The sequence below is a fragment of the Microtetraspora niveoalba genome, assembly GCF_001570405.1.
Lineage (GTDB): Bacteria > Actinomycetota > Actinomycetes > Streptosporangiales > Streptosporangiaceae > Microtetraspora > Microtetraspora niveoalba.
Genome location: NZ_BBYM01000011.1, coordinates 160,195 through 173,482 on the forward strand (window position 1 = coordinate 160,195; position 13,288 = coordinate 173,482).

A 13,288-nucleotide genomic window follows, 5' to 3' on the forward strand; every position below is an offset into this window, starting at 1 on the left:
AACGCTGCTTCGCCATGCCCGGAACCCGTTTCCGAGGCTGCCGCTGACCTGTCCCCCCAGGTCACGGCGCCCAGCAACCTCATCCCGGCTTCACAGCCGACTGCGGCCTCCGCGAGTCCCGGCGCCCCCGCCGCGGCTCGCGAACCCGGTAGTCACGGCGCTCTCATGCCCACCCCCGAGATCGAGGACTTCACCTCCCAGGACCCCCATTGGTACAAACGGGCGGTCTTCTACGAGGTGCTGGTCCGCGGCTTCAAGGACTCGAACGGCGACGGCACCGGCGACCTTCGCGGGCTCATCGAGCAGATGGACTACCTCAAGTGGCTGGGCGTCGACTGCCTCTGGCTGCTGCCGCTGTACGAGTCGCCGCTGCGCGACGGCGGATACGACATCTCCGACTACCTGAAGATCCTTCCGGAATTCGGCGATCTCAGTGACTTCATCAAGATGATCGAGGCGGCCCACGAGCGCGGGCTCCGCGTCATCACCGACCTCGTCATGAACCACACCAGTGACAAACACCCGTGGTTCCAGGCGTCCCGGCACGACCCGGAGGGCCCCTTCGGCGACTTCTACGTCTGGACCGACGACCCGACGCGCTACCCCGACGCGCCGATCATCTTCATCGGCGCCGAGGAGTCCAACTGGACGTACGACCCGGTGCGCGGGCAGTACTACTGGCACCGGTTCTTCCACCACCAGCCGGACCTCAACTACGACAACCCGGCCGTGCAGGACGCGATGCTGGAGGTGCTGCGCTTCTGGCTCGACCTGGGCGTGGACGGGTTCCGGCTGGACGCGGTGCCGTACCTCTTCGAGCGCGACGGCACGTCCTGCTCCGGGCTGCCGGAGACGCACGCGTACCTCAAGCGGGTGCGGGCCGAGGTGGACCGGATCTATCCGGACCGGGTGCTGCTCGCCGAGGCGAACGGCTGGCCCGAGGACGTCGTGGAGTACTTCGGCGACCCGACGACGGGCGGCGACGAGTGCCACATGGCGTTCCACTTCCCGCTGATGCCGCGCATCTTCATGGCCGTGCGCCGGGAGAACCGGGAGCCCATCTCGGAGATCATGTCCCGCACGCCGAAGCTGCCGGAGAACGCCCAGTGGGGCATCTTCCTCCGCAACCACGACGAGCTCACGCTCGAGACGGTCACCGAGGAAGAGCGCGACTACATGCACGCCGAGTACGCCAAGGACCCGCGGATGCGGGCCTACCTCGGCATCCGGCGGCGCCTGGCCCCCCTGCTGGAGAACGACAGGGACCAGATCGAGCTGTTCACCGCGCTGCTGCTCAGCATGCCGGGCTCGCCGGTCATGTACTACGGCGACGAGATCGGCATGGGCGACAACATCTGGCTGGAGGACCGCGACTCGGTCCGCACGCCGATGCAGTGGAGCCCGGACCGCAACGCCGGGTTCTCCCAGGCGGACCCGGGCCGGCTGTACCTCCCCGCCGTGATGGACCCGATCTACGGGTACCAGTCGGTCAACGTGGAGGCGCAGATCAAGAGCGAGTCGTCGCTGCTCCACTTCACCCGGCGGATGCTGCAGATCAGGCGCGAGCACCCGGTCTTCGGCACCGGCCAGTACATCGAGTTGTGGTCGCCGAACCCGGCCGTGCTGGCCTTCCTGCGCGAGGAGGGGGACGACCGCATCCTGTGCGTCAACAACCTCTCCAAGCACCCGCAGCCGGTCGAGCTGGACCTGCGCAGGTTCACCGGCATGACCCCGGTCGAGTGCCGCGGCGGGGTGCCGTTCCCCGTCATCGGTGAGCTGCCGTACCTGCTGACCCTGCCGGGCCACGGGTTCTACTGGTTCTCGATCCGCCCCTGAGAACCGTCCTCCCGGTGATCGGCCGACGGCCGATCACCGGGACTCCCGTCAGCGGGCGCTGTGCGGCACCCGGGCGCGCGCCGCCCGCCGGGCCGGGATCAGCGTGATGAGCAGCGACGCGCCCACCGCGACCAGCACGGAGGCGGCGAGCATCCCCGGTGTGGGTGCGCGGCCGATCCCCGCCCCCACGCCGCTCTCGCGTCCCTCCAGATCGATCAGTACGGCCGAGAGGGACGCGCCCGCCGCGGTGCCGGCCACCACGCCGCAGACGGCGAGCAGGCCGGTGCCGGCCACCAGCGTCGCCATGACCTGGCGCGGGGTGAGCCCCATCGCCTTGAGCACCGCCAGGTCCGGCGCGTGGTCGCGCAGGCCGAGCGCGCTCGCGGTCAGCAGGTTCGCCAGGCCGATCAGCGCCAGCACGACGACCAGCGCGATGATGATCATCCTTATGATCGACAACCGGTCGGCCGGGTTCACCACCTGGGAGACGTCGAGCGACATGCCATGCAGCCGGGTCCGCACCTCGGCGGGGTCGGCCCCCTCGCGCAGCACGAGGCTGTAGAACTGCGGCACCGCGTCCTTGGCCGCCAGGCTGTCCAGCCCGAACGAGAGCACCTCGCCGTCGTGCTCGGGCTCCACGACCCGGCCGACGATCCGGACGATCAGCGGCGTGCCGCCGATCGTCATCCGCACCCGATCGCCGATGTGGACGCCCAGCAGGTCGAGCAGGCCCTGCCCGGCCACCGCCTCGCCCCGGTCGCGGTACATCCGTCCCTCCACGACCGGGAACGGATAGGGGTCGGCGGACCGGCCGAGCGCCCGGGTGCGCACCGTACGCGTCTGCCACGGCACGAGCGCGTCCGGTTCCGCGCCGGGATAGACCGCCGCGACGTCCGGGTCGGCGGCGGCCCGCCTGAGCGCCTCGTCCGCCGTCAGGTCCCCGGGACGTACGGTCAGCGCGGCGGCCTGGCCGACCCGCTCCGGATGCCGGATGAAGTCGTCGAGCGTCGACCAGCAGCCGAGCCCGATGGAGATCATCATCATCGGGATGGCCACCCCGGACACCGTGAGCAGCGCGGGGGTCCGGCGGGTGAACGCGTCCCGCGCGCCCAGCACCAGCGCGGGCGGCAGCCGTACGAGCAGGGCCACCCGGGCCAGCCGGGACAGGTGGCCGCGCGGCGGCGCCGCGGGCGAGGCGGGGATCGGCGGCGTACGGCCGCCGCCCCAGGCGGGCACCCACACCGAGCCCAGGACGACCAGGCCGGTGCCGAGGGCGATCGCGGCGAACGGTCCGGGAGAGAGCGGGACGACCACGGTGTCCGGCAGCGCGTACGCGGTGATCAGGCGGCCCACGACCAGCCCGGCCACGATCCCGACCAGGCCGAGGACGCCGTGCTCGGCGACCAGCGTCCACGTCACCTGGCGCCGGGTGAAGCCGAGCGACTTCAGCGTGGCGATGTCGCGCACCTGGCCGAGCACCCGGCCTCCGGTGGCGTTGGCGAGGGCGAGGGCCGCGGCGACCAGCCCGGCGATGCCGAAGAGGGCGAGCAGCAGGCCGAGCAGCCGGTTGTCGAGCTCCATCGACGCCCGCACCTCGCGCCAGGTGGACACCCGCTGCACCTGGTTGTCGAGCACGGTGACGGCCCGCTGCACGACGAGGTCGGTGTCGTCGGGGTCGGCGAGCCGCAGCCCGACGACGCTCTCGGTGCGGCCGGCGGCGGGCTCGACGACGTCGAGCGTCCCGGCCAGCGTCCAGACGAGGCCCGGGGCCCAGTCGGGATAGAAGCCCTGGTCGCCGCTCTCGGCCAGGCCGGCCACGACCAGGGCGTGCGTGGCGCCGTTCAGGCCGGTGACCGGGAACGGGCTGCCCGGCGCCAGCCCGAGCTCGCGCGCGAACGACCGCTCGACCACGACCGCGTCCGGGTCGCGCACGTCGAGCCAGCGTCCCTCGCGCAGCAGCGGGCGGGCGACCGCCTGGAACGCGGCGGGCGTCTCCTGCAGGGCGATGGGCACCTTGCGCCCGCGCGAGGCCAGGGTGGCCGGCGCGCTCCGGTACGGCCCGGCCAGGTCGGTGACGCCGTCCAGCCCCCGCAGGGCGACGACGTCGGGGGTGTCCTTGGTGTGGATCCAGATGTGCGCGCCGTTCCCCCGGGTGAACAGGCCGCGCCAGGGGTTGGTGCCGTCTTCGAGCAGGGTGGCCGCGGTGACGAGCGCGGTGACGATCCCGGCGACGGTGAGGATCGTGAGCAGCGCCTGGCCCCGGCGCGCGCGCAGGTCGGCGCGGATCCAGCGCAGCTCGGCCCGCACGCCTCAGCCCCGCAGCTCGACGACGTCGCCCACCGTTCCGGCCGGGCGGCGGCGTGCCCTGGGCAGGGCGCCGTCGTCGACGATCTCGCCGTCGAGGAGGCTGACCACCCGGTCGGCCATGCTGGCCACCCGCGCGTCGTGCGTGACGAGGACGATCGTCTGGCCCTTCCTGTGCACGTCGGACAGCAGGCGCAGCACGTCCTTGGTGTTGCGGCTGTCGAGATTGCCGGTGGGCTCGTCGGCGAGGAGCAGCCGGGGCTGGTTGGCCAGCGCGCGGGCCAGCGCGACCCGCTGCTGCTCGCCGCCGGAGAGCTGCGCGGGAGCGGCCGAGGCCCGCTCGGTGAGCCCCAGTTCACCGAGGAGGTACTCACGCCGCTCCCGGGCCTGCCGCGGGGTTGCCCCGCCGAGCAGCGCGGGCAGCTCGACGTTGTCGGCCACGGTCATGTTGGCGACGAGGTTGAAGAACTGGAAGACGAAGCCGACCTTCCGCCGCCGCAGCAGCGCCCACCCGCTCTCGGACAACGTGTCGGCGCGGGTGCCGTCGAGCCAGATCTCCCCGCTCGTACGGACGTCGAGCCCGCCGAGCATGTGGACGAGGGTGGACTTGCCCGAGCCCGACGGGCCCATGATGGCGACGAACTCGCCGCTCTCGACCCGCATGTCGATGCCGCGCACGGCCGGCACCGGCACTCCCCCGGACTGGTAGATCTTGACGAGGTTGATCGCCTTGATCGCGGGGGTTCCGGTCACGACCGGCCCCCTACGTACGAGATCGGACGCGACGCGCGGGGTTCGGGGGGTGTGGGGAGCATCAGGGAAGTTCCTCCTGGCAGCGTTCCAGCCAGTCGAGGTCGGCCTGCAGATGGAGCATGGCGCCCTCGATCAGCAGCAGAGCCACCCGATTCCCCGGATCGGTTTGCTCGGCGAGTTCGTTGAGGTCCCGCATCAGCGAGAGGTAGTGGCGGCGCTGGCGGTTCACCAGGGCCATCCGGTCGGCGATGCCCGTCAGCGGGGCGAGCACGAGCTTCATGAAGAACTCGTCCCTGACCCGCGGCCCCTCGGTGGGCTCGTCGACCCAGTTCTCCAGCGCCTCGCGGCCGACGGCCGTGAGGTAGTAGACCTTCTTGTTCGGCCGGTTGGACTGCTCGACGTCCACGGCGCGGACGTAGCCGTCCTTCTCCAGGCGGCCGAGCGTGACGTAGATCTGGCCGATGTTCGGCGACGGGTACGCGCTTCCGAATGTCTTCTCGAGAGCGTGCTTCAGTTCGTAGCCATGGGCAGGTTCCTTCGCGAGGAGCGCCAGCAGCGGCAGCCGCACGCGCACACCTCCCAGAGCGTAGTGACCGGAACGTTACCGAGCGGACTTGATACACCCGTTGACGCCCACATTATCGCTATGCATAACATGCATGCACCTACCTAACACGTATGTAACTCGGACTTAATCCGGAGGTCACGTGGTCCGCCGAGGTTGCCTTCTCCTGGTCACCCTGCTGCTGGCAGGCTGCTCCGGGTTCGGCGGCGACTCCGGCGGGGAGCGGGACGGCGCGACGGGCGGAACCGGCCCGATCACGCTCGTCATCGGCCGCGACACGACCGCGTACCTCCGGCCGTTGCTCGACCGGTGGAACCAGGCCCATCCCGCCGAACGGGTGACGCTGCTCGAACTGCCCGAGGCGGCCGACGAGCAGCGCGCCCAGATGGTGGCCAACCTGCAGGCGCACAGCGACCGCTATGACGTGCTCGGGCTGGACGTGGTCTGGACGGCGGAGTTCGCCGACGCCGGCTGGATCGTCCCGCTGGACCGCGGCCTGTTCCCCCTGAACAAGCTGCTGGCCCCGGTCGTGGACACCGCCGTCTACCGGGACCGGCTGTGGGCCGTGCCGTTCACGAGCAACGCCGGGTTGTTGTACTACCGGTCCGATCTCCTCAAGAAGGAGCACCTCAAACCGCCCACGACCTGGGCGGAGCTCCGCGATCAGGCCAAACGGCTGGGAAAGAAATATGACATAGGCGGATACGCGGGCCAGTTCCTGCCGTACGAGGGGCTGACCGTGAACTTCGCGGAGGCGGTCCACTCGGCCGGCGGCACGATCCTCTCGCCGGACGCGCGGACCGTGACCATGAACCCCGACACCACCCGGACCGCGCTCGGCTTCCTCGTGGACGGCCTCAAGGAGGGGTGGATCCCCCAGGAGGCGCTCGCCTACAAGGAAGAGGAGTCCAGGCTCGCCTTCCAGCGGGGCGAGCTGCTCTTCGCCCGCAACTGGCCGCACGCGTACGGCCCGGCCACGCACTCCGCCGTGGCCGGCAAGTTCCAGGTGACCCGGCTCCCGGGCCACGACGGCCCCGGATCCAGCACGCTGGGCGGGCAGAACCTCGCCATCAGCGCGTACTCGAAGCGGCAGAAGTCGGCTCTCAACTTCATCCGCTACTTCACCGGACCGGAGAACCAGCGGCTGGTCCTCACCCAGGGGTCGTTCCCCCCGGTGTGGGCCGACCTGTACGACGATCCGGACCTCATCAGGCGGTTCCCGTACCTTCCCGTGCTCAAGGAGGCGATCCTCTCCGCACGGCCGAGGCCGGTCACCGCCAACTACAACCAGGTCAGCCTGGTCATCTCCAGCGCCGTTTCCAGCGCGCTCACCCTCGGCAAACCCGTCGATGAGACCGTCACCGAGCTGAAACAGCAGCTCGGCGAGGTCATCCAGACTGGAGGATAGACAATGCGGAAACTCCCCCCGGTGGTCGCCATCCTCGCCCTCGCGGCGGCCGCGTGCAGCAACTCCGCGTCAGACAACCCCGCGGGCGGCAACAGCGCCGCCGCCTCCGCCCCCGCGGAGGCCAAGCCCCTCGCCGGCGTCACGGTCGAGATCGCCGCCAAGTGGACCGGCGACGAGCAGGCCAGCTTCGAGAAGGTCCTCAAGGCGTTCGAGGAGAAGACGGGCGCCAAGGTCACCTACGCCTCCACCGGCGAGGACACCGGCGCCTACCTCGGCCCGCGCATCCAGGGTGGCAACCCGCCGGACGTCGCGATCCTGCCGCAGCCCGGACTCGTGCAGCAGTACGCCGACCAGAAGGCGCTCAAGCCGCTGTCCTCCGAGGTCCTGTCGCAGATCGACCAGAACTACACCCCGTACTGGAAGGAGCTCGGCTCCGCGGGCGGCCAGGTGTACGGCGTGCTCGTGAAGGCGGCGCACAAGTCCCTGATCTGGTACCGCCAGGGGGCCTTCGACGACGCGGGCGCCCAGGAGGCCGCGAGCTGGGACGACCTGATCGGCAAGACCGCGCAGACCCTGGCCGACTCCGGCACCGCGCCGTTCGCGCTGTGCGCCGCCTCCGGCTGGACGCTCACCGACCTGTTCGAGAACGTCTACCTGTCGTCGGCCGGCCCGGAGAACTACGACAAGCTGGCCAAGCACGAGATCCCGTGGACGGACCCGTCGGTCACCACCGCGCTGGAGAAGATGGCCCAGATCTTCGGCAAGAAGGACTTCATGCTCGGCGGCTCGTCCGGCGCGCTGCAGACCGACTTCCCGACCTGCGTCACCCAGGTGTACGGCCAGAAGAAGGCCGCGATGGTCATCGAGGCCGACTTCGTCGCCGCCTCCGTCGGCCAGTCGGGCGCCAAGGTCGGCGAGGAGGCGAAGATCATGCCGTTCCCGAAGGCCGGCGACACCGAGCCCGTCGTGCTCGGCGGCGACGTCGGTGTCGTGATGAAGGACTCCAAGGGCGCGCAGGCGCTGCTGGAGTTCCTCGCCTCCAAGGAGGGCGGCGAGGTCTGGGCGAAGGAGCCCGGCTACCTGTCCCCCAACCGCAACGTCTCGCCGGACAACTACCCGAGCGAGCTGACCAAGCAGCTCGCGCAGACGATCATCTCCGCGGGTGAGGCCGTCCGGTACGACATGTCCGACCTCGCGCCGAGCGCCTTCGGCGGCACCGACGGCAAGGGCGAGTGGAAGCACCTCCAGGACTTCCTGCGCGACCCCAAGGACATCAAGGGCATCCAGCAGAAGCTCGAGGCCGACGCCGCCAAGGCCTACGGCAAGTAAGGGGACAAGGCCGTGACCGAACGGTTGAACGGCCCGCAGGCTCCCGGCGGCGACGACCTCGCCGCCGGGGCCTCCCCCGGACCGACAGACGCCTCCACGGCGCCCGCGGCGAGTTCCCCGGCGCCCCCTCCCGAGCCCCCGGCCGGCACCCGTCCGGCTGGGGACTCCCCCGAACCCCGTGCCTCCTCCGAACCCCCCGCTTCCGCGCAGTCCCCGGGCTCCTCCGAGGCGGCCGCGGCGGAGCCCCCCGCTCGTGGCGCCAAGGCGGCACGACTCGGCCCGTCACCCAAGATGGCGGTGCTCTTCCTGCTCCCGGCGCTCCTGCTGCTGGCCGCCTGGGTGATCTACCCCATCGTCTACTCGATCTTCCGGAGCCTGTACGACGCGGCCGGTGACGGCTTCGTGGGCCTGGACAACTACCTGGCGATCTTCACGGACTCGGGCACGCTCACCACGATCAGGAACAACATCATCTGGGTCGTGGTGGCCCCGCTGATCGTGACCGTGCTCGGCCTGATGTTCGCGGTGCTGACCGAGCGCATCCGCTGGGCGACCGCATTCAAGCTCGTGCTGTTCATGCCGATGGCGGTCTCGCTGCTCGCCGCCGGCGTCATCTTCCGGCTCGTCTACGAGCAGGACCCGGACAAGGGCGTCGCCAACGCCGTCATCACCGTCGTGCACGACACCTTCAGCAGCAGCCAGGGCTATCCCGGCGCCCGTCCGCGGGAGAACGACGAGGCCCCCGCCGTGCTGAAGGGCGGCGACGTCGTCACCAGGCAGTCCGCGCAGCCCGGCGGGCAGGTCCTGATCCCGCTCGTCGGCCTGAAGCCGGACGCCGTCGCGAAGGCCCCTCCGGCCAAACCCGCCGGCTCCGGCGGCCTCAGCGGGACGGTCTGGCTCGACGTCGTACGCGGAGGCGGCGGCACGGTCAACCAGATCGACGACGCGGAGAAGGGGCTCGGCGGGATCACGGTCGAGGCGGTGGCGGACGGCCAGGTCAAGGCCACCACCGAGACGGCCGCCGACGGCACCTTCTACTTCTCGGGCCTCTCCGCCGGTTCGTACGACATCCGGCTCCCGAAGTCGAACTTCGAAGCGCCGTTCAACGGGCTCACCTGGCTCGGGCCGACCCTGATCACCCCGGCGATCATCGGCGCGTACATCTGGGTCTGGGCGGGTTTCGCGATGGTGCTGATCGCGGCCGGGCTCTCGGCGATCCCGCGGGACGCGCTGGAGGCGGCCCGCATCGACGGGGCCACGGAGTGGCAGGTGTTCCGGCGGATCACGGTGCCGCTGCTCGCACCGGTCCTGCTGGTCGTCTTCGTCACGATGGTCATCAACGTGCTGAAGGTCTTCGACCTGGTCTTCATCATCGCGCCGGGCTCGGTGCAACCGCAGGCGAACGTGATCGCGCTGGAGATGTGGCGCGTGTCGTTCGGCGGCGGCGGCAACCAGGGCATGGGTAGCGCCCTGGCCATCTTCCTGCTGGTCCTGGTGCTGCCGTTCATGATCTTCAACATCCGGCGGTTCAGGAGGGACGAGCGATGACAACCCTGACCGAGCCGAGGCACGCGCGGGCGATCGAGCGCGGCTTCCTCGCGCGCCTGGTCGACCGCCTCGGCGGCGGCCTGATCCAGGTCGCACTGGTCCTCATCGCGGTGTTCTGGCTCGTCCCGACGCTCGGCCTGCTGGTCGTCTCTCTGCGCGGCGAGACGGAGAACAACTCCACCGGCTGGTGGACCCTGTTCTCCAAGCCCGCGCAGGTCACCTTCGAGAACTACGGCAACCTGCTCGCCTCCGGGTTCACCTCGTCGTTCTGGAACACGGTGCTGATCACCGTGCCCGCGACGGTGCTGGTGATCGGCATCGCGGCCATGGCGGCGTACGCGTTCGCCTGGATCGACTTCCCCGGCAGGGACGCCGTCTTCCTCGTGGTCGTCGCCCTGCTGGTGGTGCCGGTCCAGATCGCCCTGATCCCCATCGCCAAGATGTACGGGGCGCTGGACATCTTCGGCTCCATCCTCGGAGTGGTGCTGTTCCACGTGGCCTTCGGCCTGCCGTTCGCCATCTTCCTGCTGCGCAACTTCTTCGTGGGCATCCCCCGGGAGCTCCTGGAGGCGGCGCGGATGGACGGCGCGCCCGAATGGCGGATCTTCGCGACCGTGGTGTTCCCGCTGGCCAAGCCGGCGATCGCGTCGCTCGGGATCTTCCAGTTCCTGTGGGTGTGGAACGACCTGCTGGTGGCCCTGGTGTTCGCGGACACCGCCAACCAGCCGATGACCAAGGCCCTGCAGTCCCAGATGCGGCAGTTCGGCACCAACGTGGACATCCTCGCGCCCGGCGCCTTCCTGTCGCTGATCATCCCGCTGGTGCTCTTCTTCGCCTTCCAGCGGTACTTCGTCCAGGGCCTGCTCGCCGGGTCGGTGAAGTAGCGACCACGGCTCCGGACGGCTCACGAAGCCCGGACGCGTGCCCCTCGGGGGAGGGCACGCGCCCGGGCCGCTTGGCACGCAGGCGGACCGCGGAGCTGGTTGGCACGCAGGTGGACCGGTGCGCACGCGCAGGGCTCTTTCGCACGCAGGCGGACCGCTGAGCTGTCTCGCACGCGGACGGACCTATGCGCACGCGCAGGGCTGTTTCGCAGCCGCGGGCTCGTTTCGCCCGTCACCGAAGCGGTTGTACCGACACTTCATCCTTGATCCCGAAAAGCCGATAGGCTTCGCGACCATGGCAGGGCGTCCACTAAACGAAATCATGGAAGCCGGTTGGGCCGCGGCCCTCGAACCCGTCGCCGAGCAGATCTCCGCGATGGGCGACTTCCTCCGGCAGGAGATCGCCGAAGGACGGCAGTATCTCCCCTCCGGGGCCAACGTGCTCCGCGCGTTCCAACAGCCCCTGGACGAGGTCCGGGTGCTGATCGTCGGCCAGGATCCCTACCCGACGCCCGGTCACCCGATCGGCCTGAGCTTCTCCGTCGCCGCCGATGTCCGCCCGCTGCCCGGCAGCCTGGTGAACATCTACAAGGAGTACATGGCCGACCTCGACTATCCGCAGCCCGGCAACGGCGATCTCACCCCGTGGACGGAGCAGGGCGTGCTGCTGCTCAACAGGGTGCTGACCGTGATGCCCGGGAAGCCGGCTTCGCACCGGGGCAAGGGCTGGGAGCAGGTCACCGAGCGCGCGATCACCGCCCTCGTCGAACGGGGCGGCCCGCTCGTCGCGATCCTGTGGGGGCGTGACGCCCGGAACCTGCGGCCCATGCTCGGCCAGGTGCCGTGCATCGAGTCGGCCCACCCCAGTCCCCTGTCGGCGCGGAGCGGGTTCTTCGGATCCCGTCCGTTCAGCCGCGCCAACGAGCTCCTCGTACAGCAGGGCGCCGCCCCTGTCGAGTGGAAGCTTCCCTGACCTCTGCCACTAGGATCAACCACCATGAGCGATGAAACGGATACCGGACGCTACCTCCGTCTGACGGTCGACCTTGTCGTCGAGGTCCAGGATGTCAAGGCGTTGCAGGCGGCGGCTCTGGCGGAGATCCGCCACCCGGACGCCGAGTTGGACGAGGACGAGCGCCGCGAGCAGATCGAGTTGGTCAACGCGGACGACACCGGGGCGGCGGCCCTCCAGTGGCTGATCGAGCCCGACCACGTCCTCGGCCTGGTCGAGCACGTCAGTGATGTGGAGCCCCGCGAGGCGATGCTCGGCGTCGAACCGTCTGACGGCATCCTCGAAGACGAGGACGAGCACGACCACGACGACCACTCGCACTGAGAACTCACCCAGAACCACCCGAAAACCCCGGCGCACCGGTCGCCGTCGGATCTCCGGCACACCCGTAGCCGTCAGATCCCCGGCACCGGTCCCCGTCGGCCAGCCGCATCGCATCCGTGCGTGCGCACCGGCACCGCCTCCCGGGCACCCGTCCCGGGACGCAACCCCGGCGGACCCAGGCTCGCTGTGCAGGTCCGGGTCCCCCGGCGCACAAGCAGCCGGCGGACCCCAGGGAGCCCGCACAGGTGGGGCCGGCGAGTCTGAACAGAGGTGCGAACAGCAGCGCGAACGGTGCGCCGAAGACGATCAGGCTCCGAGAAGGTTCTCACGACGGGCGGCGAGGGCTTCCCGTTGCCGTGCCAGCTCCTCGCATTGAGCGGCGAGCCGGCCGAGCACGCCGTCGATCCAGCGGGCCACCTCCTGGACCTCCTGTCCGGTCCGCATGATCTTCTGATGCTTGTACATGTCGAAAATGACGTTGTCGAAGATCATGTCGGCGAACCAGCGCGTGTCCACTTTGGGAAGCTGAGGATTCGCCGCCACCCCCACGTCGGCGAGCTCCCGGGAGAACGCGTCGAGCGCACGCTGCGCCTGCCAGGCGGCCTGATCGGCGTCCCGGAGGTGGCCGTGCTCGATCATGTCGGCGATCCCACCCCCGCCGAACACGTCCCAGGTCGACGCTCCGCGCGCCCCGCCGAGGGACCGCAGAACCTGCCCGACGGCGTTGGCCGCCACCATCCCGGCCTGCCGCGCTTCCCCGTGCTCGCGCAGATCGGCGTCGACATGCGCGAGTCTCTCGGCGATCTCGGCGAGCTCCCTGCCACGAGGGTCGTCGGAGTCGAGCAGCATCCGCTCCTTGCGTGCGAGGAGCGCGGCCAACTCTCCGTCGGCGTTCGCCACCTCGGCCAGGCTCGCGTCGGTGGAGCGAAGATCGGTCGCCAGCCACTCCAGCCGAGTCCGCTGGCCGTGGACACGTTGCCGTACGGCTTCCGCCTCGGCGCGCTCCCGGGCGAGCCGCTCTTCCTTGGTGCCGAAGAGCGAGGCGAAGAATCCGCCCCGCTCCAGCTTGACGACGTCGTGATCTTCCTTGGCCAGCTCTCGCTCCAGCTCGGCGAGCAGCTTGCGGACCTCGTCGAGCTGCCCGGTCAGGGTGGCGCGCTGCCTGCTCAGCCGCTCCCGGCGACGCGCCCGGTCCCTGGCGTCACGGATCTCTTCGTCAAGGGCGTCAAATGCGGTCACACTTCACAAGACGTGCAAGCGACGGTCAACGTTCCCCCACGCTCAAGGCGACCCGTTCTCCCGAGGCCTCCGGCTCTCGAAGCCAC

11 protein-coding genes are annotated in these 13,288 nt (G+C 70.2%); 7 read left to right on the forward strand and 4 right to left on the reverse strand.

Annotated elements, in window-relative coordinates:
• The first annotated feature begins 165 nt into the window (after positions 1–165).
• The gene (treS, locus tag AWQ70_RS12025; RefSeq protein WP_157530019.1) at positions 166–1,836 is read left to right on the forward strand and encodes a maltose alpha-D-glucosyltransferase; all 1,671 of its coding nucleotides are present in this window, start codon (positions 166–168) and stop codon (positions 1,834–1,836) included.
• 48 nt (positions 1,837–1,884) lie between these two features.
• Here treS and AWQ70_RS12030 read toward each other — a convergent pair whose 3' ends face one another.
• The 3 genes from AWQ70_RS12030 to AWQ70_RS12040 all read right to left on the reverse strand — a co-directional run bounded on the left by AWQ70_RS12030 (position 1,885) and on the right by AWQ70_RS12040 (position 5,461).
• Positions 1,885–4,143 (reverse strand): ABC transporter permease, encoded by a 2,259-nt coding sequence (locus tag AWQ70_RS12030; RefSeq protein ID WP_067174346.1) that lies wholly within the window; start codon positions 4,141–4,143, stop codon positions 1,885–1,887.
• A gap of 3 nt (positions 4,144–4,146) precedes the next feature.
• The gene (locus AWQ70_RS12035) at positions 4,147–4,893 is read right to left on the reverse strand and encodes an ABC transporter ATP-binding protein (RefSeq protein ID WP_067174348.1); all 747 of its coding nucleotides are present in this window, start codon (positions 4,891–4,893) and stop codon (positions 4,147–4,149) included.
• A gap of 61 nt (positions 4,894–4,954) precedes the next feature.
• Positions 4,955–5,461, reverse strand: coding sequence for a PadR family transcriptional regulator (locus AWQ70_RS12040; protein WP_067174350.1), 507 nt, complete (start codon positions 5,459–5,461; stop codon positions 4,955–4,957).
• A gap of 139 nt (positions 5,462–5,600) precedes the next feature.
• Between AWQ70_RS12040 and AWQ70_RS12045 the strand changes: the two genes are divergently transcribed.
• The 6 genes from AWQ70_RS12045 (at position 5,601) to AWQ70_RS12070 (ending at position 11,963) form a co-directional block, all read left to right on the forward strand.
• The gene (locus AWQ70_RS12045) at positions 5,601–6,866 is read left to right on the forward strand and encodes an ABC transporter substrate-binding protein (RefSeq protein ID WP_067174352.1); all 1,266 of its coding nucleotides are present in this window, start codon (positions 5,601–5,603) and stop codon (positions 6,864–6,866) included.
• Positions 6,867–6,869: 3 nt separating this feature from the next.
• The gene (locus AWQ70_RS12050; protein ID WP_067174353.1) at positions 6,870–8,195 is read left to right on the forward strand and encodes an ABC transporter substrate-binding protein; all 1,326 of its coding nucleotides are present in this window, start codon (positions 6,870–6,872) and stop codon (positions 8,193–8,195) included.
• A gap of 291 nt (positions 8,196–8,486) precedes the next feature.
• On the forward strand, positions 8,487–9,743 hold the full coding sequence (locus tag AWQ70_RS12055; protein ID WP_084516886.1) for an ABC transporter permease: 1,257 nt from the start codon (positions 8,487–8,489) through the stop codon (positions 9,741–9,743).
• A complete protein-coding gene (locus AWQ70_RS12060; RefSeq protein WP_067174357.1) occupies positions 9,740–10,627 on the forward strand; it encodes a carbohydrate ABC transporter permease in 888 nt (295 codons plus the stop codon). The genes AWQ70_RS12055 and AWQ70_RS12060 overlap by 4 nt, the downstream gene beginning before the upstream one ends.
• Positions 10,628–10,922: 295 nt before the next feature.
• Positions 10,923–11,600, forward strand: a complete 678-nt coding sequence (locus tag AWQ70_RS12065; RefSeq protein WP_067174360.1) for a uracil-DNA glycosylase — start codon at positions 10,923–10,925, stop codon at positions 11,598–11,600.
• A gap of 24 nt (positions 11,601–11,624) precedes the next feature.
• Complete coding sequence (locus AWQ70_RS12070) at positions 11,625–11,963, forward strand: hypothetical protein (protein ID WP_067174363.1); 339 nt, start codon at positions 11,625–11,627, stop codon at positions 11,961–11,963.
• A 306-nt stretch (positions 11,964–12,269) separates the two neighbouring features.
• Here the strand turns inward: AWQ70_RS12070 and AWQ70_RS12075 are convergent, their stop codons facing one another.
• Positions 12,270–13,202 carry a hypothetical protein gene (locus AWQ70_RS12075; RefSeq protein WP_067174366.1) on the reverse strand — a complete coding sequence of 311 codons (933 nt, stop codon included), beginning with the start codon at positions 13,200–13,202 and terminating at the stop codon, positions 12,270–12,272.
• Between the last annotated feature and the right edge of the window lie 86 nt (positions 13,203–13,288).

Bases quoted from the DNA above. Each gene is read 5' to 3' on its own strand.
- treS (WP_157530019.1), top strand. From the start codon at position 166: ATGCCCACCCCCGAGATCGAGGACTTCACCTCCCAGGACCCCCATTGG.
- AWQ70_RS12050 (WP_067174353.1), top strand. From the start codon at position 6,870: ATGCGGAAACTCCCCCCGGTGGTCGCCATCCTCGCCCTCGCGGCGGCC.
- AWQ70_RS12055 (WP_084516886.1), top strand. From the start codon at position 8,487: ATGGCGGTGCTCTTCCTGCTCCCGGCGCTCCTGCTGCTGGCCGCCTGG.
- AWQ70_RS12060 (WP_067174357.1), top strand. From the start codon at position 9,740: ATGACAACCCTGACCGAGCCGAGGCACGCGCGGGCGATCGAGCGCGGC.
- AWQ70_RS12065 (WP_067174360.1), top strand. From the start codon at position 10,923: ATGGCAGGGCGTCCACTAAACGAAATCATGGAAGCCGGTTGGGCCGCG.
- AWQ70_RS12070 (WP_067174363.1), top strand. From the start codon at position 11,625: ATGAGCGATGAAACGGATACCGGACGCTACCTCCGTCTGACGGTCGAC.